This is a genomic window from Pseudomonas syringae group sp. J248-6 (assembly GCF_032586995.1).
GTDB lineage: Bacteria > Pseudomonadota > Gammaproteobacteria > Pseudomonadales > Pseudomonadaceae > Aquipseudomonas > Aquipseudomonas amygdali.
In genome coordinates this window covers 79,154-101,756 of record NZ_JAWHOP010000014.1, presented here as the reverse complement: position 1 = coordinate 101,756, position 22,603 = coordinate 79,154, and the positions used below count along the sequence as shown (strand labels likewise).

Annotated in this window: 21 protein-coding genes and 2 pseudogenes; 11 read left to right on the top strand and 12 right to left on the bottom strand. The window is 56.5% G+C overall.

From position 1 onward, the window contains the following. Positions 1 to 650: 650 nt before the first annotated feature. The 9 genes and pseudogenes from RYC17_RS18320 (at position 651) to RYC17_RS18280 (ending at position 8,667) form a co-directional block, all read left to right on the top strand. Entirely contained in the window at positions 651 to 2,045 is a 1,395-nt protein-coding gene (locus RYC17_RS18320) for an ethanolamine ammonia-lyase subunit EutB (protein ID WP_002551875.1), read from the top strand. After that, complete coding sequence (eutC, locus tag RYC17_RS18315) at positions 2,042 to 2,905, top strand: ethanolamine ammonia-lyase subunit EutC (protein ID WP_316903988.1); 864 nt, start codon at positions 2,042 to 2,044, stop codon at positions 2,903 to 2,905. Before RYC17_RS18320 ends, eutC begins: the two co-directional genes overlap by 4 nt. Before the next feature lie 83 nt (positions 2,906 to 2,988). Beyond that, positions 2,989 to 3,447, top strand: a complete 459-nt coding sequence (locus RYC17_RS18310; protein WP_316890204.1) for a GNAT family N-acetyltransferase — start codon at positions 2,989 to 2,991, stop codon at positions 3,445 to 3,447. A 190-nt stretch (positions 3,448 to 3,637) separates the two neighbouring features. Then, positions 3,638 to 4,285 carry a DedA family protein gene (locus RYC17_RS18305; RefSeq protein ID WP_058407845.1) on the top strand — a complete coding sequence of 216 codons (648 nt, stop codon included), beginning with the start codon at positions 3,638 to 3,640 and terminating at the stop codon, positions 4,283 to 4,285. Between the two features lie 3 nt (positions 4,286 to 4,288). After that, positions 4,289 to 5,098 carry a zinc-dependent peptidase gene (locus tag RYC17_RS18300; RefSeq protein WP_316903986.1) on the top strand — a complete coding sequence of 270 codons (810 nt, stop codon included), beginning with the start codon at positions 4,289 to 4,291 and terminating at the stop codon, positions 5,096 to 5,098. Between the two features lie 110 nt (positions 5,099 to 5,208). Then, positions 5,209 to 5,736 carry an inorganic diphosphatase gene (gene ppa, locus RYC17_RS18295; protein WP_002551870.1) on the top strand — a complete coding sequence of 176 codons (528 nt, stop codon included), beginning with the start codon at positions 5,209 to 5,211 and terminating at the stop codon, positions 5,734 to 5,736. A gap of 356 nt (positions 5,737 to 6,092) precedes the next feature. Then, positions 6,093 to 6,824, top strand: coding sequence for a helix-turn-helix transcriptional regulator (locus tag RYC17_RS18290; protein WP_058401244.1), 732 nt, complete (start codon positions 6,093 to 6,095; stop codon positions 6,822 to 6,824). Between the two features lie 505 nt (positions 6,825 to 7,329). Beyond that, a complete protein-coding gene (locus RYC17_RS18285; RefSeq protein ID WP_316903984.1) occupies positions 7,330 to 8,400 on the top strand; it encodes an alpha/beta fold hydrolase in 1,071 nt (356 codons plus the stop codon). Positions 8,401 to 8,458: 58 nt separating this feature from the next. Beyond that, positions 8,459 to 8,667 (top strand): annotated as a pseudogene (locus RYC17_RS18280) (helix-turn-helix domain-containing protein). Between the two features lie 92 nt (positions 8,668 to 8,759). On the opposite strand, the gene RYC17_RS18275 reads toward RYC17_RS18280, so the two are convergent. The 12 genes from RYC17_RS18275 to RYC17_RS18220 form a co-directional block, all read right to left on the bottom strand. After that, complete coding sequence (locus RYC17_RS18275) at positions 8,760 to 9,611, bottom strand: alpha/beta hydrolase (protein WP_316903982.1); 852 nt, start codon at positions 9,609 to 9,611, stop codon at positions 8,760 to 8,762. Further along, positions 9,611 to 11,890, bottom strand: coding sequence for an autotransporter outer membrane beta-barrel domain-containing protein (locus tag RYC17_RS18270; protein ID WP_230018788.1), 2,280 nt, complete (start codon positions 11,888 to 11,890; stop codon positions 9,611 to 9,613). Before RYC17_RS18270 ends, RYC17_RS18275 begins: the two co-directional genes overlap by 1 nt. A gap of 192 nt (positions 11,891 to 12,082) precedes the next feature. Next, on the bottom strand, positions 12,083 to 13,126 hold the full coding sequence (locus RYC17_RS18265) for a WavE lipopolysaccharide synthesis family protein (protein WP_316903980.1): 1,044 nt from the start codon (positions 13,124 to 13,126) through the stop codon (positions 12,083 to 12,085). 45 nt (positions 13,127 to 13,171) lie between these two features. Continuing rightward, complete coding sequence (locus RYC17_RS18260) at positions 13,172 to 13,777, bottom strand: hypothetical protein (RefSeq protein WP_058401239.1); 606 nt, start codon at positions 13,775 to 13,777, stop codon at positions 13,172 to 13,174. Beyond that, the gene (locus RYC17_RS18255; RefSeq protein WP_057402873.1) at positions 13,774 to 15,549 is read right to left on the bottom strand and encodes a hypothetical protein; all 1,776 of its coding nucleotides are present in this window, start codon (positions 15,547 to 15,549) and stop codon (positions 13,774 to 13,776) included. The genes RYC17_RS18260 and RYC17_RS18255 overlap by 4 nt, the downstream gene beginning before the upstream one ends. 3 nt (positions 15,550 to 15,552) lie before the next feature. Next, entirely contained in the window at positions 15,553 to 15,873 is a 321-nt protein-coding gene (locus RYC17_RS18250; protein WP_058401238.1) for a hypothetical protein, read from the bottom strand. Further along, positions 15,870 to 16,601, bottom strand: coding sequence for a glycosyltransferase family 2 protein (locus RYC17_RS18245; RefSeq protein ID WP_316903978.1), 732 nt, complete (start codon positions 16,599 to 16,601; stop codon positions 15,870 to 15,872). Before RYC17_RS18245 ends, RYC17_RS18250 begins: the two co-directional genes overlap by 4 nt. Next, positions 16,598 to 17,236 carry an HAD family phosphatase gene (locus RYC17_RS18240; RefSeq protein ID WP_316903976.1) on the bottom strand — a complete coding sequence of 213 codons (639 nt, stop codon included), beginning with the start codon at positions 17,234 to 17,236 and terminating at the stop codon, positions 16,598 to 16,600. Before RYC17_RS18240 ends, RYC17_RS18245 begins: the two co-directional genes overlap by 4 nt. Before the next feature lie 7 nt (positions 17,237 to 17,243). Next, positions 17,244 to 17,858: a hypothetical protein gene (locus tag RYC17_RS18235; RefSeq protein WP_058407852.1), complete on the bottom strand. Its 615-nt coding sequence runs from the start codon at positions 17,856 to 17,858 to the stop codon at positions 17,244 to 17,246. Between the two features lies 1 nt (position 17,859). Beyond that, positions 17,860 to 18,621: a glycosyltransferase family 2 protein gene (locus RYC17_RS18230; protein WP_058401234.1), complete on the bottom strand. Its 762-nt coding sequence runs from the start codon at positions 18,619 to 18,621 to the stop codon at positions 17,860 to 17,862. Positions 18,622 to 18,679: 58 nt separating this feature from the next. Beyond that, positions 18,680 to 19,384 (bottom strand): ABC transporter ATP-binding protein, encoded by a 705-nt coding sequence (locus RYC17_RS18225; protein ID WP_316903973.1) that lies wholly within the window; start codon positions 19,382 to 19,384, stop codon positions 18,680 to 18,682. Then, the gene (locus RYC17_RS18220) at positions 19,381 to 20,157 is read right to left on the bottom strand and encodes an ABC transporter permease (protein WP_316903971.1); all 777 of its coding nucleotides are present in this window, start codon (positions 20,155 to 20,157) and stop codon (positions 19,381 to 19,383) included. Before RYC17_RS18220 ends, RYC17_RS18225 begins: the two co-directional genes overlap by 4 nt. A 312-nt stretch (positions 20,158 to 20,469) precedes the next feature. On the opposite strand from RYC17_RS18220, the gene yghU reads away from it, so the two are divergent. Both yghU and RYC17_RS18210 read left to right on the top strand, forming a co-directional pair. Next, positions 20,470 to 21,312 (top strand): glutathione-dependent disulfide-bond oxidoreductase, encoded by an 843-nt coding sequence (yghU, locus tag RYC17_RS18215; protein WP_010211665.1) that lies wholly within the window; start codon positions 20,470 to 20,472, stop codon positions 21,310 to 21,312. Positions 21,313 to 21,512: 200 nt separating this feature from the next. Beyond that, a pseudogene (locus tag RYC17_RS18210) lies at positions 21,513 to 22,529 on the top strand (PDDEXK nuclease domain-containing protein). The last annotated feature ends 74 nt before the right edge of the window (positions 22,530 to 22,603 follow it).

Below are 22,603 nucleotides of genomic sequence, written 5' to 3'. Positions count from 1 at the left end.
CGGCACGATAGTCGTCTCAAGATGTTCATCGTTCCCATGCTCCGCGTGGGAATGCCTTTCTGGACGCTCTGCGTCCAATCTTGAATGCGCGGTGTCAGCACGAGCTTGTGACGCAGAGCGTCACGAACTGCATGCCGACGCGGAGCATCGGCACGATAGTCGTCTCAAGATGTTCATCGTTCCCATGCTCCGCGTGGGAATGCCTTTCTGGACGCTCTGCGTCCAGTCCTGAATACGCGGGGTCAGCAAGAGCTTGTGACGCAGAGCGTCACGAACTGCATGCCGACGCGGAGCATCGGCACGATAGTCGTCTCAGGATGTTCATCGTTCCCATGCTCCGCGTGGGAACGCCTTTCTGGACGCTCTGCGTCCTGGACGCTCTGCGTCCGATCTCAAATGCGCGGGGTCAGCACGATAGTCGTCTCAAAAAGCATCGCGCACCAACCCTGTGCATCGCGCCTTGGCATCGCGCCTTGGCGTGATGCATCTTTGCTCTGAATCCCCTGTTCATGGTTGCAAACTCGCACTCCCGGCCGGGATGGAGTATTAATTGCTTGCATCGCTTCCCACAGTCGTTTGAACCGGGACGTCACCGGTTCACCCGAAAGACTACGTCCGACGCAAACAGCGCGACGTCATGGAGAATCTGTATGGCGAGCTTTTCCCATTCTGTCGGTGCGCAGACGTACCGCTTCGACAGCCTCAAAGAAGTAATGGCCAAGGCCAGCCCCGCGCGCTCCGGTGATTATCTGGCCGAGGTTGCGGCGCAAAGCGACGGCGAGCGCGTTGCAGCGCAGATGACGCTGGCGAATATTCCGCTCAAGCACTTTCTTGAAGAAGCCCTGATCCCGTACGAACAGGACGAAGTCACCCGGCTGATCATTGATACCCACGACAAACTGGCGTTTGCCCCGGTCAGCCATCTGACGGTCGGCGGCTTTCGTGACTGGCTGCTCAGCGAGCAGGCCGATGAAACCAGCCTGCGCGCATTGGCTCCCGGCCTGACACCGGAAATGGCCGCTGCCGTGTCGAAAATCATGCGCGTGCAGGATCTGGTTCTGGTGGCACAGAAGATCCGGGTGGTGACGCGCTTTCGCAACACCATGGGCCTGCGCGGGCGGCTGTCGACACGCCTGCAACCCAACCACCCCACCGATGACCCGTCCGGCATTGCCGCCAGCGTGCTCGACGGCCTGCTGTACGGCAATGGCGATGCCATGATCGGTATCAACCCGGCGACCGACAGTACCTCGTCCATCGTCGCCTTGCTGGAAATGCTCGACGCCATCGTCCAGCGCTATGAAATCCCGACCCAATCCTGCGTGCTGACCCACGTCACCACATCTATCGAGGTGATAAACCGTGGCGTACCGGTGGACCTGGTGTTCCAGTCGATCACCGGCACCGAGGCCGCCAACGCAAGCTTCGGCATCAGCCTCAAACTGTTGCAGGAAGGCTACGAAGCGGGCCTGAGCCTGAACCGCGGCACCCTCGGGAAAAACCTGATGTACTTCGAGACAGGGCAAGGCAGCGCTCTGTCGGCCAACGCGCATCACGGCGTCGACCAGCAGACCTGCGAAACCCGCGCCTATGCCGTCGCCCGGCATTTCAACCCGTTCCTGGTCAACACCGTGGTCGGTTTCATCGGCCCCGAGTACCTGTACAACGGCAAGCAGATCATCCGCGCCGGTCTGGAGGATCACTTCTGCGGCAAGCTGCTGGGTGTGCCGATGGGCTGCGACATCTGCTACACCAACCACGCAGAAGCCGATCAGGACGACATGGATACCCTGCTGACGCTGCTGGGGGTCGCGGGGATCAACTTCATCATGGGTATTCCCGGCTCCGACGACATCATGCTCAATTATCAAACCACCTCGTTCCACGACGCGCTGTACGCCCGGCAAAGCCTGGGCCTGCGTCCCGCACCGGAATACGAGGCCTGGCTGGAGAAAATGGGCATCTTCACCCAGACCGATGGCCGCGTCCGCTTCGGTGACAGCCTGCCGCCTGCGTTCCGCCAGGCACTGGCGCACCTCGCATGAGTGATCAGCCGATGAACGAAATACAAGACAACGCCGCACCAGCCAATCCCTGGCTGGAGCTACGCCGCCTGACCTCCGCACGCATCGCGCTGGGGCGAACCGGCACCAGCCTGCCCACCTCCGCGCAGCTCGACTTTCAAGCGGCGCATGCCCAGGCGCGCGATGCCGTGCATCTGGCCTTCGATCATGCCGCGATCAGCGCGCAACTGACCGAGAAAGGTCGTGAAACCATTTTGCTGCACAGCGCTGCTGCCGACCGCGACAGCTACCTGCAATGCCCGGACCTGGGCCGACGCCTGAATGAGGAGTCTGCGCAGGCACTGCGCGAGTACGCGGCGGCTCATCCGGGCGGTCTCGATCTGGCGGTAGTGGTCGCCGACGGTCTGTCAGCCCTGGCCGTGCATCGACATGCAGTGCCTTTTCTCACTCGCCTGGAGGAGCAGGCAAACGCCGAGGGCTGGTCCCTGTCGCCAGTGATAATGGTCGAGCAGGGCCGCGTCGCCGTGGCTGACGAGGTGGGCGAACTGCTTGGCGCGAAAATGGTAGTGATCCTTATTGGCGAGCGCCCGGGCCTAAGCTCACCGGACAGTCTGGGGCTGTATTTCACCTACGCGCCGAAGATCGGGCTGAATGATGCGCACCGCAACTGTATTTCCAACGTGCGCCTGGAAGGCTTGAGCTATGGCATGGCAGCCCATCGGCTGCTGTACCTGATGCGCGAGGCCTGCAGGCGGCAGATATCGGGGGTCAATCTTAAAGACGAAGCGCAACTGCAGACCCTTGAGTCAGACGGCTCTGCCGAGCATTCAGGCAAGCCGATCGGCAATTTCCTGCTCGACGGCCCGGCCGCACCACATTAGATTGTGCTTTCTAAAGTCGCCGGGCAGGATCGCGTAATCATCCCGGCGCACTGCATCAGCCCATAGGGAAGTTGAGGCCAACCATGCGGATTATCAAAGCGACTCTCGAACACCTTGACCTGCTCTGCCCATTGTTCATCAAGTACCGCGAGTTCTACGGTGAGACACCGTTCCCGGACTCCTCACGGGACTTTCTCGAAAAACGTCTGCGTCGTGACGAGTCAGTGATCTATCTGGCGCTGGCCAAGGATGACGAGAGCAGACTGCTGGGCTTCTGCCAGCTGTATCCCAGCTACTCATCGCTGTCGCTCAAGCGGGTATGGATTCTCAACGACATCTATGTTGCCGAGGACGCACGCCGCCAACTGGTCGCCGATCACTTGATTAAACAGGCGAAGAAGATGGCCAAGGAAACGCATGCGGTGCGACTGCGCGTGTCGACCAGCAGCAATAACGAGGTGGCGCAAAAAGTCTATGAGTCCATCGGTTTCAAGGAAGACACGCAGTTCAAAAACTACGTGCTGCCCATCAACCAAGACTGATCACCCCCTCGCCAGCACGCGGCAGCAAAGCCGCGTCAGCGCAACATACTGCTCCAGTCGTCACACATCAAAAACCCAGCGCTTATTCCCAAACCCCTTCTGCGCATTCTGCTTCTATAATGCCGCGCATACTGAACAGTCGTTTCTTCCGCATGCGACCCCGGACAGGGTTCTCGCCTCAGGTGCCTTAATGGATTTCAACCCGCTTGACCTTATTCTGCATCTCGACGTCTACCTTGACCTGTTGGTGACCAACTACGGTACGTGGGTCTACGCGATTCTGTTTTTAGTGATTTTCTGCGAAACCGGGCTGGTGATCATGCCCTTCCTGCCGGGCGACTCGCTGCTGTTCATCGCCGGAGCCGTGGCTGCCGGCGGCGGCATGGACCCGGTCCTGCTGGCCGGGCTGCTGATGCTGGCGGCGATTCTGGGCGACAGCACCAACTACGTTATTGGCCGCACTGCGGGCGAGAAACTGTTCAGCAACCCAAAATCGCGCATCTTCCGCCGCGACTACCTGCTGCGCACCCAGGATTTCTATGAGCGCCACGGCGGCAAGACCGTAACACTGGCGCGTTTCCTGCCGATTATCCGCACCTTCGCGCCATTCGTGGCCGGTGTAGGCAGAATGTCCTATCCGCGTTTCGTGGGTTTCAGCGTACTGGGCTCGGTGATGTGGGTCGGCAGCCTGGTGACACTGGGCTTCTTCTTCGGCAACGTGCCGTTCATCAAGCACAACCTGACCTTGCTGGTACTGGCAATCATCCTGCTGTCGCTGGTGCCGATGATCATTGGTGTGGTTCGCAGCCGTAGCGCGCCTCCGGCAGACGCACGCTGAATCATGTGGTCATTCAGCAACTGGCGCAGGCAGCGTACGCTCGCCAGACACCCGGTTGCTGACGAGCTGTGGCAGAAGGTGCGTGGACGTCTGCCGATCCTCGATGGGCTGAGCAGCGGGCAGCATGCGCAATTGCGTGACGCCTGCGTACTGTTTCTGAATGACAAACACCTCAGTGCACTGCCGGGCGTTGATCTGGATGACGAGCAGCGATTGTTTCTCGCCGCCCAGGCGCAACTGCCTCTGCTGAATCTGGGCGAACTGAACTGGTATCAGGGCTTTCACGAGATCGTGCTGTACCCCGACGACTTCGTCAGCCCGCAGCGCCATCGCGATGCCAGTGGCGTAGAGCACGAGTGGGACGGCGAACACAGCGGCGAAGCCTGGCTGCAGGGCCCGGTGATTCTGGCCTGGCCGGGCGTGTTGAGCAGCGGCGACTGGGATGGCTACAACCTGGTGATCCATGAACTGGCGCACAAGCTCGACATGCTCAACGGCGACGCCAATGGGCTGCCGCCGCTGCACGGCGACATGCAGGTGACCGAATGGGCGAGGGTCATGCAACGCGCGTTCGATGACCTCAATCGGCAACTCGACGAGAACCCTGAGGCGCAAACCATTATCGATCCCTATGCTGCAGAAGACCCTGCCGAGTTTTTCGCCGTGACCAGCGAATACTTCTTCAGCGCACCCGACCTGCTGCACGACAGTTACCCGGCAGTCTACGAACAACTGAAGGCGTTTTACCGGCAAGACACCCTCGCCCGACTGAACCTGCTGTGCCAGCAGGACCCGGCTTACCGGGACAACTGACAACGGCCAAGGCCATGCGTGGCAACCAAAACAGAATATGCCTATAATCCGGACCACTTTTTGGCGGTTCGCGCCAAAATCTGTCTGGTCAACTATGGGGGCAATGCCCAATGAGCTACAGCAAGATTCCGGCAGGCAAAGACCTTCCGAACGACATCTACGTCGCGATCGAAATCCCGGCCAACCATGCGCCGATCAAGTACGAAATCGACAAAGAAACCGATTGCCTGTTCGTTGACCGTTTCATGGCCACCCCGATGTTCTACCCGGCCAACTACGGTTTCATCCCTAACACGCTGGCTGACGACGGCGACCCGCTGGACGTGCTGGTGGTGACGCCTTACCCGGTGTCCCCAGGTTCGGTCATCCGTGCCCGCCCGGTCGGTATTCTGCACATGACTGACGACGGCGGTGGCGATGCCAAGGTTATCGCAGTGCCACACGACAAGCTGTCCCAGCTGTATGTCGACGTGAAAGAGTACACCGATCTGCCAGCCCTGCTGCTTGAGCAGATCAAGCACTTCTTCGAGAACTACAAGGATCTCGAAAAAGGCAAATGGGTGAAAATCGAAGGTTGGGGCAATGCTGACGCTGCCCGCGCCGAGATCACCAAATCGGTTGCAGCGTTCAAAGGCTGATCACTGATCTGGCGTTTCAGGGCACGCCACACACGTGCCCTGAAACACGCTTGACCCCTTCCCTGCCGCTGCTCCCCGCCAATACCGTTCCTTGAAACACACCCATCCGTTTTTTTTGCAGCGCACACGTTTAAAAATGCGTTCGACTTTTAGGCGCTCGATAAACAGTTCGTTAATGCCCGTATAGCAAGGGTAAACGCCCGGTACGTCGTTTAGCCAAAAAAGCGCTATTACGGAATCTGCCTACACGATATTCATTCAATCCGTAGTCCGGATAGCCGCCCCCCCTTGGGATAACGTCGATCTCAACACCTCGTTCATTTAAACGCCCAAGCGACGTCCGTAGACTTCGCTCTATGAATACATCAGGTGATCGACTCCGCATCCTCCTTCGGGAGTGCCATCTCACAGCGACTGACTTTGCGGCCAACCGCAAAATCACGCCGCAACACGTCAATAACTGGTTCAAGCGTGGCGTGCCCATGGCGCGGATTGATGAGGTGGCTGAACTGTTAACCGTAAACGCACGCTGGCTGCGCACGGGCGACGGGCCCAAACATCCCAATGAATCGGCCAATGAAAACACCGGTGACGACACCCGAATGGTCATCCAGCAGACCAGAAACGTGCTGCGCGGCGATGTGGAAATTCAGATCTACACGGAGGTCGAATCCACTCATGGCGTCGGCAAAACCGTCCTCTCCGAAGCCCCCGGGCAAAAAATCCGCCTGCCCCTGCAAGTTCTGCAAACCATGGGCATCGACCCAAAAAACTGCATGTGTGTCGCCATGGTCGGCAACAGCATGGCCGACAAGATCCAGGACGGCTCGATTCTCGGCGTCGACCGCGAACTGACCCAGGTCATCGACGGCGAAATCTACGCCCTTGAGCACGGCGGCATCCTGCGCGTGCGCTACCTCTACCGCCTGCCCAATGGCGGTCTGCGCCTGCGCAGCCATAACGACGCCGAATACCCGGACGAACTGTTCAGCGCCGAAGATATCGACCGGGAGAAAATACGGATTCTGGGCTGGATATTCTGGTGGTCGACACTCAACAGCCGGCGCAATGCGATGCTGCTGTTGTGAGGCGTTTGGGTTTGACAGGCATTCGGGCTGGGCATTGGCGGAGAATTTCAGTATTCTGTGCGCCATCCAGAGCACCTGACGCAGTCATGCGATGCGGTGTTTGAATAGGGCATGTGATCCATTTGCCCTGTTGCCTATTCGCGCTTCTTTAAGAGGCGCACCTGTTGAAGGTGATTGCGGTCTATCAAAAATAGATCGGAACCGCCTACGAGAAGCCGGCCACAAGCCGGCTTTTTATTTGTCCGAAATAAACCTGCCTTGTCGCCCGATCACGTGCGGCTGCTTTTCGCGTGCACCCAAGTCATAGGCACAGTGGTGCGGCGATGTTAAATACTGTTAATAAAAAACAACTTCACATAATCTGATCAATCGGAGAATATCCGTCCAACGCGCATGACGCACTGAAAAAACAGCGTTGCGGGAGTTGAAGGCGCGTGAGGTTACGCACACCCCGGCTGGCGATTGGCACAGGGGCTCATAAAACAAAAATAACAGGATACTTGCCATGCAACGTCTCAGTTCCCTGCCTGTGCTCGGGCTGTTGTTGTCCCTGTCTTTTATCGTCCCTGCCGCGAGCGCCGCGCCGTTACCGGCCGCAACCGAAGGCGACTGGATCGCCCCGCAATTCACCTTCCATACAGGTGAAAAACTCGACAACCTGAAACTGCACTACATCACCCTGGGCGATCCAAAGAACCCCGCCATTCTCTACCTTCACGGCACCTACCGACCTGGCAGCGATGTGTTGAGCAAGGATTTTGGCGGCGAGCTGTTTGGCCCGGGCCAACCGCTGGACGCAAACAAGTACTACATCATTTCCACCGACGGCATCGGCGTGGGCCAGTCAAGCAAACCCTCTGATGGCCTGCGCACTCAGTTTCCCGCGTACAACTACACCGACCTCGTTCAAGCCCAGTATCGGCTGGTGACCGAAGGCTTGGGGATCAAACACCTGAGGCTGGTCATCGGCAACTCCATGGGGGGTATGCAAACCTGGATGTGGGGCGAGACCTGGCCACACATGATGGATGCGCTGGTGCCGATGGCTTCGCAACCGACTGAAATGTCGTCACGCAACTGGATGATGCGCCGCTTGTTAGTGGAATCGATCAAGCAGGACCCGGCGTGGAACAACGGCAACTACACCGTACAACCAGCATCCTTGCGCTTGGCCAACGCGATGTTCAGCATTGGCACAAGTGGTGGCAACCTGGCTTATCAGGTCGCCGCACCGACCCGGGCGCAAGCCGACAAACTGGTAGATGAGCGCCTTAACGCCCCGCAAACCGCCGACGCAAACGACTTCATCTACCAATGGCAATCATCTGCCGACTACAACGCGGCTCAGGGACTGAATAAAATCCAGGCCCCGGTGCTCGTCATCAATTCGGCGGACGATGAGCGCAACCCACCGGAAACAGGCCGGCTGGAGGCGTCCATGAAAGAGCTCAAGCATGCGCGGCTGCTGCTCATTCCGGCCAGCGTTGACACCCGTGGCCACGGCACAACCAGCATGGCGAAGTTTTACAGCAAGGAGCTGGGACAATTTATGCAGGAGACTGAAAAGGCTCGCTAGATTGGCTGGCGGCGGGCGGCTCCGCGCAGCCTTCGTCAGGGCTACAGGCGCTATAGCGATGCTTGATCTTTTGCTGGAAGCGCGCAACGCAGCCGGTATGACACAAAAAAATTGGCCGTCAGGCTAGGGCGACCGCAGTCATTTGTCTCAAAGACCGAGAACGCCGAGCGCAGGCTCGATGTCATTGAGTTCATGGATGTCTGTCGGGGGATCGGGACTGACCCGTATGCGCTGCTCAGTAAGCTGGACTCTATGGCTCGCCTGTAATCGACAATCGCGAAGCTTTGCTGGATGAGCGCTTGCATAAAAAATGACTCATAGCGATTCAATGCAGTGCGTTTTGGTCAGCTGTAGGACTCTCACGGACACACATCTACGTCCCGTCCTCTCCACAGCTTCCAGACCTCCTCCCAACCGTCTTCATGACTCGGACCCGAGACAATAACCAGCTGACTGCACGCACCGTTGCCTAGCTGCTTGATGTAATGCTTTGCCAGTTCAGTCGGGATCATTTCGTCACGCGTTCCCGACAAGTGACGCTGAGGTATCAATGCCAGGCGCTGAATGTAATCGAGTGGGTCCAACGAGCCATTGAGAGGCGAAAGTCCTTTTAGTTCTGCCCACTGGTTCGGGGCGAGATTGCCAGCGATGGTCTGAATCAGGGTGATGTCGTTTCGTTGTCCCGCCAGTAGCAACGCGAGGGTTGCGCCGCCTGAATAACCAATCAGCTCGAACTCGTTATTACCGTAACGTTGTTTCATCTGGTCCAGCGCGCTGCTGAGGCTGGTGACCACTGCCTGGGAGAAACGGCGATTGGTCCAAAGGGCAGCGCTGCAGGCCGGGGCTGTGATGAATTGACAAGGTCGCGCCAGATAGACGTTGGGAGTCGGGTCGTTGATTGCCAGTCCAGGCACCAGCAAGTTACGCGGGCTCGGCTCGAGACTGGGTTGAGTGGCAGTGGCCCAGGCATGGCCGTCGCCTTCCAGATAGACTCGTAGGCGAGTTGTTCTGAAGGTATCTGGCGGCAATAGCGCCGCCAGCGGAAAGGGCTGTACCGGCAGAACCTGCATCTGTCGGCCGTGCTGGTCCGCCAGTTGCTGCAGGGCTGCACGTGGCGACTGACAACCCGTCACAAAAACGCTTAACAGCAACGCTATCAAGACGGGAGGGATACCGCCCCAGCGCTGCTGACCGGGACGGTGATCTCTCATCAGAAGTCGTAACGCACTTTTGCAGAGAACACATCGGCATCGAAGCCCGACTTACCGATGTAGTCGTAGTTGACGCCCAGTGTGACGGCGCCCAGTTTGTAATCGGCACCCACACCCGCTTCGTAACTGTCACGTACGGCTTTGGCACCGCTGGTCACAAACGGCGTACTGCCGAGCAGAAAGGTCGATGTGCTCTGTGCTTCGTCGGCGGCGAAGTCGTGGTAAGCCATCAGTTTGGCTTGTGGCTCCAGCGTTCCTGCGCCCACGAGGAAACTGCCAGCCACGCGCATGCCTGCGCCCAGCTCAATGGTTTCATAACGCTGGTCTTCAACCTTTAACGCAGCCGACGAGCCTTTCTCACGGTAGCCGTCGATGTTCACTTGGCTGTAACGCGCCGCCAGTCGTGGTTCGACCAATACTTGCGGGTTGACGTGATAGGTGTAGCCACCCACCAGATTCAGGCCCAGCAGGTCACTGTCGTAATCTGCCTTGGCACGCGTACCTGCAATGCTGCGTTTGCCCTGGTTGTCGTTGAGGCCGTAAGTCAGGCTTGTATCGACAAAGTAATTGCCTTGCTCGAAGCCGCTGTACAGCGTGAATGCATGGCTATCGACTTCGGTCTTGTTGCCACTTTTGCCATTCACGTCGGTATTGATGAAGCTGTACGCCAACCCCAGCGTCAGGTTGTCGTTGAGCTTGCCGTCAGCGCCCACCGCGACTCCGCTGCTGTACGCGTTATAGCCAGCAATTCCGTCACGCTGGCCTTGAGTGGCGTCGCTGTAGAGCGACTGGACCCAAACCCCGGCATTCTTGAAACCTTCGCCAGAAGACGCGCCGCGTATCGAGCTGGTGCGGCTGCCCGTTACGTTGCTGATCAGACCCTGGCTGGTAGTAGCGGCGCTTCTGGCCCCGCCGTTGACCTCCGGCGACAGCTGCGAGGCCAGCTTGGCAAGCTGCCCGCCGTCAGCGTTCAGCAAAAGCTGTTTGAACGCATCACTGTCGTTCAACTTACTGATGATGCTGTCGCCGGTCAGGTTGACCAGTGTGGTCTGTTCATTAACTGAACCGCCGTTGTTGGCAACTACCTGAGCGACCTCTTCCTTGCCCTTGGCGGTGACCACAGCCACAACGTCTTTGCCGTCAACGGTATAGCTGTCGATTTTAAGCAGCGCCGAGGTACTGACTACATCCAGTTTGCCAGCAGGATCGACCGCGCGCCCATCCTTGGTCAGCAGCTCGATCTTGCCTGCTTCGATAAGCGTGTAAGCAGTGCCGTTGGCATTGAAGTCGTCCCCCTTGGCCGCGAGCTTTACTTGCGCTCCCGGTTCGAACTGAGTGGTCCCGGTAACTTTCAGTACCGCAGTTTTAGCATCAGTGGCCTTACTCAGATTCAGACCGAGCGCCGAATTGCCGTCAACATAAAGATCGCCGTTAATGCTGCTGTGTGCGGACTCGAAAGTCATGGTAGTAGGACTGTCGGAGGTGCCGCCAACGTAAACCGATCCGCCGCTCTTCAGGCGAATGTTGTAGCCGTCTTTACGGCTGTCAGTACCCGTGAAGGAAGTATCCCCCTCCAGCTCGATATTGCTCACGTCGATCAGGTTACCGACAACGACGCTGCCCTTTCTCAGGATCAGCTCGACCGGACGATTGCTTCCAGAAGCGTCGATGGCCCTGTCAGCAGAAATGATCGAACCTTCGTTATAGATATTGAAGTCGCCCCGTTCGATGTACCAAGGCTGAGCGCCGATCATAGAGAATTTGGTGGTGCCCATCACGATAGCAGCGCTCTCGCCGCGGATCGTCCCGGTGTTGGTTATGTCCGCACTATTGCCTATCATGGTGGCCCCGTCGATTCGAAGACCTTGAGACCCCGCGCCGCTAGCGGAGAGGCTGCCATGGTTTTCGAAGAATTTCAGGCTCGTGGCGACGTCCAGGGCCGTCGCGCCTTGACCGGAAACTTCAACCAGACCGTGGTTGATGACGTTGCCGTTGATCTTACCGCCCTCCAGGCTGATGCCTTTGGCTCCTTCACCACTGGCAAAGGTGCCGGAGCCACTGATGTTCCCGTTGAGGATAAGGTTCTTTTCAACGGTCGAACCACTTAGCTGAATCGCATCTTTAACCGCACTCCCCGCATAGGCACCGTTGATCTCAAGATTGCCGGTATGGGTCTGACGCTCGCTTTTGTAGCCAGCGTTGGTCAGTTGGACTGTTTCAGCAAAAGCCGGAACGGCAGTTGCAGCCACAGCCATGGCGAGAAGGGTCTTGCGAAACATCACAGAGTTCACGATTCATTCCTTATGTTGGGGGCGCTGCCATGCTTGGCGAGAACCTGCCGCAGCAAAAAGTGGCGATTGGCCACACAGAAGAGCGCGGCGAGAATAAAGTAACCGACTTGAAATAACATCAACTATTATCGGCACAATCGCACTTCGCTAAAGTTGTGCAAGTGCTCGGGGTCGGGATGGCTAGACCCGATAGGACTCCGCATGCGCTACCTTCCTGAGCGTGCGCCAGTACGAGCGAACGCGCTTGGCAAAGGTCGGCGAGCTGCTGAACAGCACGATGGTCGCAAAGGACACCCACCAGCCGGGCCGCAGGCAGGTCAGCAAGTACTGATTGAGCCATATGCGCGCTATTCTCAGCCTGTAGCGCTTCGGATCAAGACCCTGCAATTGCTCTATCGCGGAGGCCTTGTAGAGTGTGCTCAATACGCGGCGACTGGTTAGAAAGCGTTCCGGGAAGTCTACGCCAGCCTCGGAGTGATTCAGGACTCTGAAGTTGCGCCTCAAGACGTTGTCCCATAACTTCAGATTGCTCAGCCCTACCTCGCAAGGTCGTCCAAGCCGGGCGTCAATGCCCTTCCTGCGCATGACACCCAGCATCAGCGCCTGCTCGGTCACCATGCGTGCAGACGTGTAGCCAATGAAGTTGCCAAACGGGTTGCGAGACGGCTTGTCATTGAAAAGCGCGTCCCTTTCGAATAGTGGTTGCTCCCACATGGCGAGCATCGCATCACGCGTGCCGAACTGAACAAGGTCCGATATGTGGAACAACATCGGTAACCGTTCAGGGTCACGAATGTAGAGCGTCGTGGTGGTAATGGGCGTCTCGAACAGCCGTGTTTCGCCAGGCTCGGCATCATCTGGCTGACCTATGACAGCCAGTGCAGGGCTGGTCAGGTTGTGGTCGGCGCGCATCTTCATGACATACGGTCTTGAGGCGGCTTGAATACCGCACAACGTCGATCGCAGCATGCGATTGATGTTGATCTGATTACCGGCATCGTCGACGAAGGCACCCGGATCATCCGACATGATGAGCTGATCCACCTCAACCGCAGAGGTATCTTCATGACGCCAGGTAGAGACGATAACCTCGGCATGCGGCAGGTGCGCCCTGACCGATGCGATACAGGCGAAGATATTCCGCTGGGGGCTCAGGTTGCGATAAAGAGGCCCTTGGATAACCACGCTGATTTTTCTGGAATCAACGGCCACAAGATGAGGCATGTTCTTAACCTTTAATGGGAGATGACGACAAGAAAAACAGATCAGTCAGGTGAATCTCGCAGCACGCCGAAAAACGCGCAGGAAGAGACGATGCATTCGACGCAGGACTCCGGCCAGCATTGGCAGGCTGATCAGCACCGTCTCAAGACGAGTGACCATGAATAACCTCCCGATTTGAGCCGAATGAGCTGCGGCTGTTGTGCTTGAAGGCAGGTTATTGAACGACGCATTGAGGGTTCGCGAATAGATACCCAGGTGCATGGCAGGCACCATGATCACGATGTTTCGGTTTCGAAGCCTTGGGCTCAAATAGTTGTAGCGAGCCATTTTCTGGATGAAGTCCATGCAGGTAGCCGAGTCATGCTGACCAAAATCAATCAGTACCCATGCGCTCTCGACTTTATCCATATGAAGCGCAACGCTGTTCGCCACGATGCCGCTCAGGCCATTCTCGTGAAGGAAGTCTTCCAGACTGAACTGGACGTGGTCCGTCGGTAGATCGCTGATGGGCAGTTCGGTCAGGTTGTAGCGGTCATCGATGACAACCACCGGGATAGTCTTTCTATACGCGTGCTGGATGTGGGACAGCTGACAGATCAGCTCATGACTGGCCGGCCTGGGGCTCAAATGAGACACGACGAATATCTTCATTTTGAACCTCTGGCATAGGACTTGAAGGGAGTGGAGTTGTAGATAGCCTTCACCGCAGCCCACACGCTTTCAAAATAGAAGATTTTCCCGTTGTTTCTGTAAGTACGAACCGCCGAAATCAAAATACCCGGGAGCGACAGGAGGTGGTGGTGAAAGTAATCATCCTGCTGACGAACAAACCATGCCTGCGTACTGCGTTGACGCAACATATTGCGCACTTCACAGCTCTGGGTGATCAGCGTCTGCTTGGCCAGCACAGGGTCTGCAAGGAAGCGATTGACCAGAAACGCCTGTCGGGTTTGTGTTAGCTGATCGAACAGCATCAGCCGCTCGAAATCAGCAAGAAACTCTTTGACTGCGTCGATATCATTTCTGAACGAGGACTGTTGAGCGATGTGATCGATCAGTTCAATCCAGGCTCGGACAGAGATGCAATCAAGACCGGTTGGAATAATGACCGCCGACGGATTGGCCAGGTATTTGTCAGCGAATTGCCGCAATCTGACCAGTGCGGTCTCGGCAGACAGGTTCAAAAGAGGTTTCTTTTTCAGCAGGGACACATAACAAGGCCCGGATATTCCGAGACATCCGTCAACGGATTCGACCGAAGCCTTGCCTCCCAGCAGTGCTCGGGAGGTCACTGACTGAGTGATACCGAAAGGGTTTATACGGTTCGGAATACCCGCTCGGGACGCTCGTAGCGCATGCTCGATGTCTTCGTATTCCACCCAGTGCAGAGACTCGTCCAGAGGGCAGGCATTCCACACATCCTTACGGCAAATATAGAGGCTGCCTGTGGGGTAACTGGCGTCGCTGTTGTGGCGCATCGGGCTGGCGAAACAGAACCCGGTCCGGTCAACTTCCGAGAATACTGACGGGGCAATAGCCTGCGCATTACCGCTGGTACGGTGCAGCCCCAGCAGCCCCTGCGCAACTTGCTCCATGGCCATGCCGTAATCCGAATAGCGGCGAGGGTGCATACTGAGCCGATTGTCGAAAAACATGCTTTGCAGTGTCATCAACGGATAGCGCGGACCAAAGCGACGTACGATTTCTCCAAAATTCCTGGGCAGAAATACGCGGTCATGCAGGATCACGAGATTGCTGAATCCAGCCTCCAGAGCGAGACGATTTTTCTTCTTGCAGATCTGCACTGGCGGAGCGGTAATGTCCTGCCCCACGAGGCGGACCTTGTCGAAATAGGCGAAGTTGCTTCCCGGCGTGCCGCACAGAAGTATCTCTTTGCGCGGAACATCGATTTCCAGAATGCGCTTCACTACCGCATTCAGAACCGTGGCGTCTCCTGGCCCTACAGGAAGGCAAAAGCTCCAGCCATCAAGATCGTCATCGGATTCCGCCGCCAGCCTTGCTACCTTTTTGTAGGTGACAGAGGTGGCCGAGCGTTCGATTACCTTGAGTGATCCGGCAAAATATTCACGGTCCAGATAGCACTCAAACTCAGTGTCTTCGATAACTGTAATCTTCTCGCCAACATTCAGAAAGTGGGCACCGTCCCACAGCAGCAGTGGCGCCAGCGGTGAATCACTCTGGACACCATAAAAGCAGTAACTACCCGCGCCATACATGGATAACGGACGCTGGGCGGCATGCAGGTTTTTGATTACCCGCTCCGGCTTGCGAAACGGATGGGCGCGGAACGAAACAAAACCTGAACATTCATGGGGCAGCAGCAGGCCCACCGGAAGGTTACGCAGGCTGCCCGCTGCCAGGTAACCAAGGCTTGGATGGTGCTGGAGATGAGTAGTTTTCATGGTTCAGACGACGTACTTGTCGGCAAGCGCGCCGGGCACCTTAACGACAACGGTGGTTGCATCAGTGAGCGCTTCGAACGCCGTAATGTCCCCCGGCTCCAGAACAATGATGTCGCCTGCATGCCAGACCTGATCGCGCATGTTGACGGACCCGGAAATGAGCACGGTGATCTCGGTGGCAACCCTGTGGTAATGGGCTGCTTCCTTTTCGCCTGCCGTGTAAGTCTTGACCCCGACCTCACAGGACTCGGTACTGAAAGCAGCAGGCTCGAAGCCGCCCACAAACCAGCCTTTGACCATGTCTTGCAGTCTTGCCGTTTTCATCGCATTTCTCCTGCTTCGAAAGCGTGAAGCTGACTATTGGTTTTCAGCGGCCGGTACTGATTGGGTTCGATCCGGTAGGCACCGATTCTTTTCTGTAACAGCACCAGCTCATTGAGGGCGGGTGCTATGTAGAAGTTGTCACTGACCCTGGCATCCTTGCGAATCATCTCTTTCGCCGCCGCCACGAACAGCGAGCCGGATTTGAACCAGTACACACCTGCAATGGCGTGGCGACTGATCGGATTTTTTTCGGCAGCCTCAATGACCCGGCAGTTGCTATCCAGACGTGCGAATGAATAGCGAGGGTGCAGTGAATTGAAGATAACCACGCCGGCATCTTCATCGTTGTCCCGAAACGCACGCACGGCATCGAGCAGCTCTATAGCGAGAAAATCACTGACACTGAGAATCAACAACTCATCATCGTTGTCGATTTGCCCGCTCGCCAGAAGCGCCGTGCAGGCGGCACCCCGGGTGACTTTATGAACGGGCAGAACACTGGCCGCTGGGTGCATTTGCTGGACCATGTTGCGAAGGTGCAGCCGGGTGACATCGTCGTTCGAGAATGTGCAGATGATCCTGCGCGGCTCAAGCGCGGCACAGTTGTCGATCAGCGTATGAATCAGTGGCTTGCCATTGCATTCGCACAGATATTCGGGGTACTCGCCGTCGTTGGGCGGCGTCTCTCCCTTCTTTGCCGACAGGAGAATGATGTTCAATGCGCTCACAGGCTAGCCACCTTGTCGACGTTGATCTCTTCGACCTTGCCAAGGATGTTATTGAGGTTTACATCGCAGGTTTCAGCCACGACCAGAACATGGGCGCCGGAATCTCTGGCGGCTTTGATACCATTTTCGTTGTCTTCGACGATCAGACACTCTTCGGGCTTCAGCCCCAGTTGCCTGATGGCTTTGGTGTAGATATCGGGAGCTGGCTTGGCATGTTTGACATCCTCGTTGGAGAGCTGCAAATCGAGGTATCGCTCCAGATCTGCCCTGTTCATCATGACCTCCACTGTGTTGCGAATGGAGTTGGATGCAACCGCCAGCTTGTAGCCCATTGTTTTCAACGATGACAACGCGTACTGGTGCACAAACGTCGGCTTGCACTGGGCGTACACGATCTCCATGGTGTACTGCTGCTTCATCTCGTTGATGAATGCGTGCAACGCCACCGGCAGATCGCGCTCGACGCTCAGCATGTCGAGTTTGCGCGAGGTGGGCAGACCGTCGTAGGCGGTGAGGTGTTCATGGCGACTGATGTTGTAACCGAACAGGCCGAGGGCTTTGTTCAGTGCATCGTAATGCCATTCCTTGGCTTCAATGAGGACGCCATCCATATCGAATATCACTGCCTTGATCATGATTGCCTCACTTGAAGAAAGTGGCTGCGTCTGCGGGAATATCAGTGCAAATCGTTAAACCGTTGTGCGCTTCGAGCTCAAGCAATTGCTGCCATAGGCCGCCATGTTCACGCCCGTGCAACTCGGGAGATACCACACACACCTGCTTGCCCTGAGATAGAAGATCGCCAATAACCTGACTGGAAAACCATTCCCCCTCAAAACCGTCAAGCCAGACACCTGATGCCTGTTCGATCCAGGCTGGGGACGGTTCGACTTCGCTGAGCCGGGTGTAAGTAATGACATTCGCGTGAAAGTAACTGCGCATGTCCGGTACCGCCATATCAAAGGCAAACCAGTTGGTATGACCGTATCGAGCGAAGGTTTTGGCGAGCGCCTGCGCCATGCCATCAGCCTTGATATTGATGGCCAGTGGCAGGTTACGACCCGCCATGATGTCGAGCAGCCCATCAAGCGTCAGCTCGCCGCCGACGGGCATGTCGTGAGAAATAACCAGTTGACCCGCTACATCACGGACATCGGTCTCTGTGCCGAAACCAAGGTCGAATGATCGGTGAAATGCTTCGGGCAAATTGCGCTGCGGCTTTTGCAGCCAGTAGCCGCGATGGCTGATGATGTGCATGTCAGGCCTGTCTTCCCGAGGCTGCCTGCCTGCTCAGCGGCAACGACAGGAATTGGTTCAGGTCTGCCGGTATACCCAGGCCGTACATGCCATGACCTTCTGCACCAATACTGTAATGAATCACCTTGGCACCGCGTCCGATGATCTCGTTGTACGCTGGCGCAACATAGAACTCGCCATTGACGCGAAGATCTTTCATGACCATCGTCTCGATGGCCGATATCAACTGACCTGCATTGCGAAAGTTGTAGATGCCAACAGTGGCTTCGTCAGAGATGACCTCTTTTTCCACTACGCGGGTGATGAGGCCTTCTGCACTGAAGCCCACAAACGACCACTTCGGATCGCTGGCTTTCATCGTCATGATCAAGCCCGCTGCGTCACCCTCGTTCATTGCCTGCAGATAAGCGTTTATGTCCACATCGACATACTGGTCGCTGTTGGCAATCATCACTTGCTGGCTATAGTCGAGCAGGTGCCTGGCGGCATAAACGGAGCACGCGGCGCCCCCCGTCAGCCCACCAAGCTCGACGATGTCGCATCCAGGTGCCCAGGCATTAAGCTTTTCCCTCAGCGAATAGGTTGCGACCTGATCCGCCTGACAGATGAAGATGAATCGGTGCGGACAATCCGGCGTCAGATTGTCAATCACGACCTTGATCATCGGTACACCGTGCACAGGGATCAACGGCTTGGGATCGGTGTAGCCCGCGACCGCAAAGCGACTCCCGGCACCCGCCATCGGAACGATAATTTGCAGCATGAAAATCCCTTTTGAATGGGTAATTTGAAGTTGACGAAGTGGCGCTGACTGCAATGAATCAATAACAACCGTGTTCGATTATCCGGCCACGCTCAAGCGTCAAATAACGCTGACAAAACGCTTTCCCCTCTTCTACCGCGTGAGTAACAAGAATCAGGGCCATGCCGTCATCCTGCAAAGTGCGAATTCGCTCGTGGCATTTGCGTTTGAACTCTTCGTCCCCCACAGCAAGCACTTCGTCAGCCAGCAGGACCTGTGGCTCAACATGAACCGCTACCGAAAAACCCAGCCTCATGTACATACCCGACGAATAGTTCTTCACCGGCGTATCAATAAAGTTTCCAAGCCCGGAAAAATCCACGATCTCGTTGAAACGCGAACGTACTTCCCTGTTACTTAACCCGAACAGGCTGGCATTGAGATAGATATTCTCTTCCCCTGTCAGATCAGGGTGAAAGCCCACACCGATTTCTATTAAAGGGGCTACACGGCCCACCGTAGTCAAACGTCCGCTGGTGGGAACAAGGATGCGTGAAACCAGCTGTAGGAGCGTGCTTTTACCTGAACCGTTATGTCCCACAAGTGCAAGCGACTCCCCTTTATGCAAGGTGAACGACACGTCGCTGACTGCCATGAACGTTTCGGCATGCTCACGGTATCGAGCATCGAACAGGCCTAGAAACTTGCTTTTCAAACCGCCCCTGTTGTGGCGAAGAGTGAACTGCTTGGTAAGGTTTTCCGCCTTGATGACGACGCGGCTCATAAATACTCCACCACGTCGTCGACCTTTCTGAATATCAGCAGGCCGATGAGCAACGAGGCGGCCCCCATCAACACGCAAAGCAGCAGATCACGGGTGTCTGGAACCACACCAGCATGCAAAATGCTGCTGAAACTATCGAAATAAAGAGCTACCGGGTTGTAGGCCGCTATGCTGGCGATACCTTCGGGCAGCGCGGAGGTGACCCACACAATTGGCGTCAACCAGAACAGCAAGGGCAGAAATACGTCGATGAAGTGTTTTGCATCCCTCACCGTTACCTGAATGATGCTAAGCGCCAGACCGAACCCCATGATGAGCGCCATGAACGCAATCAGTACAATGGGATAAAAAAACAGCGCGTGTGAAAACACACCACCCAGCATGGGGAATAACAATACATACACGAGCATGCAGCCCGCCCAGAACACAGCAATCGACAATGCTCCGGAGACGGGTAGCAATATACGCGGGAAGCGTAACTTCCGAATGAGGTTGCCATTATTGATGAGCCATTCCCCGCTCTGTGAAACTATTTGTGCCAGAAGCATCCAGTGGACGACACCTGTTACCAGATGAAGCGCAAAGCGGTCCTGATTGCTGGGCAGGATATAGGTGAAGACCGTGTAATACGTAAGTGTAACAACCAGCGGATTTCCCAATGACCAAACGAAGCCCAACGTCGCCCCCATGTAACGGATTTTAATTTCCTTGGACACGAGATTGATGATCAGGTCACGCCATTTTATAAAGCTTGTGCTGCGAGATGACGACATACGGTATCCAGCTATTGACAGGTAGATCAGAGAACGATTTTGACAATCAAGATCATAAATGGATAACCTTATGGCCTCATGCTGCGGGCATATGTTCTCTTCTTTCATAGAGTTACAGCTATAGGGCGACGCCTTAGTTACTGTAGGAATATTCCACAAACTACCGGCGGCAGCTAAAGGGCCCTTTCGAGGCCTCGCCACGCTCGATCAGAATCGCAAGGCACTTCCATCCGCGCACGTTGATCTATAACGTCAATGGTCATTCGCAATACGACCGGTCCAGCGATCACCCTTGAACAAGCGAGGCTACTCATGACCCAAACCCCTTACACCCCGCCGAAGGTATGGCAGCAGGAAACAAAAGCAGGCGGTACGTTCGCCAGCATCAACCGGCCCGTAGCCGGTCCCACGCATGACAAGGTACTGCCCGTCGGCAAGCACCCACTGCAGCTTTATTCTCTGGCCACACCCAACGGGGTGAAGGTCACGATCATGCTCGAAGAGCTGCTGGCGCTGGGGCATAGCGGCGCGGAATACGATGCCTGGCTGATCCGCATTTCCGAGGGCGATCAGTTCTCCAGCGGCTTTGTCGAGATCAATCCCAACTCCAAGATCCCTGCGTTGCTGGACCGAAGCCATGAAACACCTGTCCGGGTATTCGAGTCCGGTTCGATTCTGCTGTACCTGGCTGAGAAGTTTTCCAGTTTCCTGCCCGCCGACCCGGCAGGCCGTACCGAAACGCTGAACTGGCTGTTCTGGCAGATGGGCGCGGCGCCCTACCTGGGTGGCGGGTTCGGGCACTTCTACGCCTACGCGCCGGAGAAACTCGAATACCCCATCAATCGCTTCGCGATGGAGGCCAAGCGCCAACTCGATGTGCTGAACCGTCGACTGGGCGAGCACCGCTACCTGGCTGGCGACACCTACACGATTGCCGATATCGCGGTCTGGCCATGGTATGGCGCGCTGGTAAGGAACAAGGTTTATTCGGCCGCCGAGTTCCTGTCGGTGCACGAATACCCGAACCTGATTCGCTGGACGGAAGAAATCGCCGCGCGCCCTGCCGTCATCAAAGGCCAGAAGGTCAACCGCACCTGGGGCGAAGAGGCGGACCAGGTGCCGGAGCGGCATCAGGCGTCCGACCTGGATAAATAAGGCGCAAGTCAAGGCCTGCGCAAACAGAAACCTGGTGCTACAAACTCAAAAGAGATTCTGGGTCGGACAGTCGTGATCTGAACGTAAAGTAGCGTCCTTAGCCACTGCCCAAGGACGCGCCCTATGAGCCGGACAACTGCCCATCCAGATTTTCGCTTGCAACTCGACACCGGTTTCCCACGCAGTGGAGTACTTGCAGCATGAGTACTCCCAATGCCCCGCATACGCCTGTAAATGATCGCTTTGATGAAGTGCTCGCAATGATTCAGGGCGCTCGACAGCAAGCTGCACAGGCGGTCAACACTCGCCTGATCGAGCTTTACTGGCAGGTAGGCGCCTACATCAGCCGCAAGATTGAAAACGCCGAATGGGGTGACGCGGTGGTCAGCCAGCTTGCCGAGCATCTGGCTGTAACCCAGCCAGGACTGCGCGGGTTTACGCGCAGCAACCTGTTTCGCATGCGTCAGTTCTATGAGATTTACCGCGCAGAAGAGAAAGTCGCACCACTGGCGCGACAATTATCCTGATCCCATAACCTGATCATTTTCAGCCAGAGCAAGCGCCCTGAAGAACGCGAGTTTTATCTGAAAATGGCAACTCAGGAGAGATGGTCAAAACGCGAGCTGGAGCGCCAGTTCAAGACCGCCTTGTTCGAGCGCAGTATCACCCAGCCAGCCAAAGCCTCGGCAATGCTCAAGGAAACCCGACCGGCAGCACTGGATGTGTTCCGTGATGCCTACATGGTGGAGTTCCTCGAGCTACCATCGGGACACGCCGAAGCCGACCTGCATCGCGGTTTGCTGCAACGCCTGAGGGATTTTCTGATCGAGTTGGGCCGCGACTTCTGTTTTGTCGGCTCCGAGTACACGTTGCAGGTCGGCGGTCAGGATTTTGCACTGGATCTGCTGTTTTTCCATCGCGGCCTCAACTGCCTTGTTGCCATCGAACTCAAGGTCGGCCGCTTTGAGCCAGAATATCTGGGCAAGCTGGACTTTTATCTTGAGGCGCTGGACCGGAAGGTACGCAAACCCCATGAAAACCCGGCCATCGGCGTTTTACTCTGCGCCAGCAAAAACGATGAAGTGGTCGAGTACGCCCTGAACCGCTCGCTTTCACCCGCGCTGATTGCCGAGTATCAGACCCGCTTGCCGGACAGGCAGCTATTGCAGGCAAAGCTGCATGAGTTCTACGCGAGCGCTGCGCTGAACGATCAGTGATACCTGCCAGACGCACGATGCATTACGCTTGTGCGTGCCTGAGCGGCAGTCTGCCTGCTTGCCCTTTCCCTGAC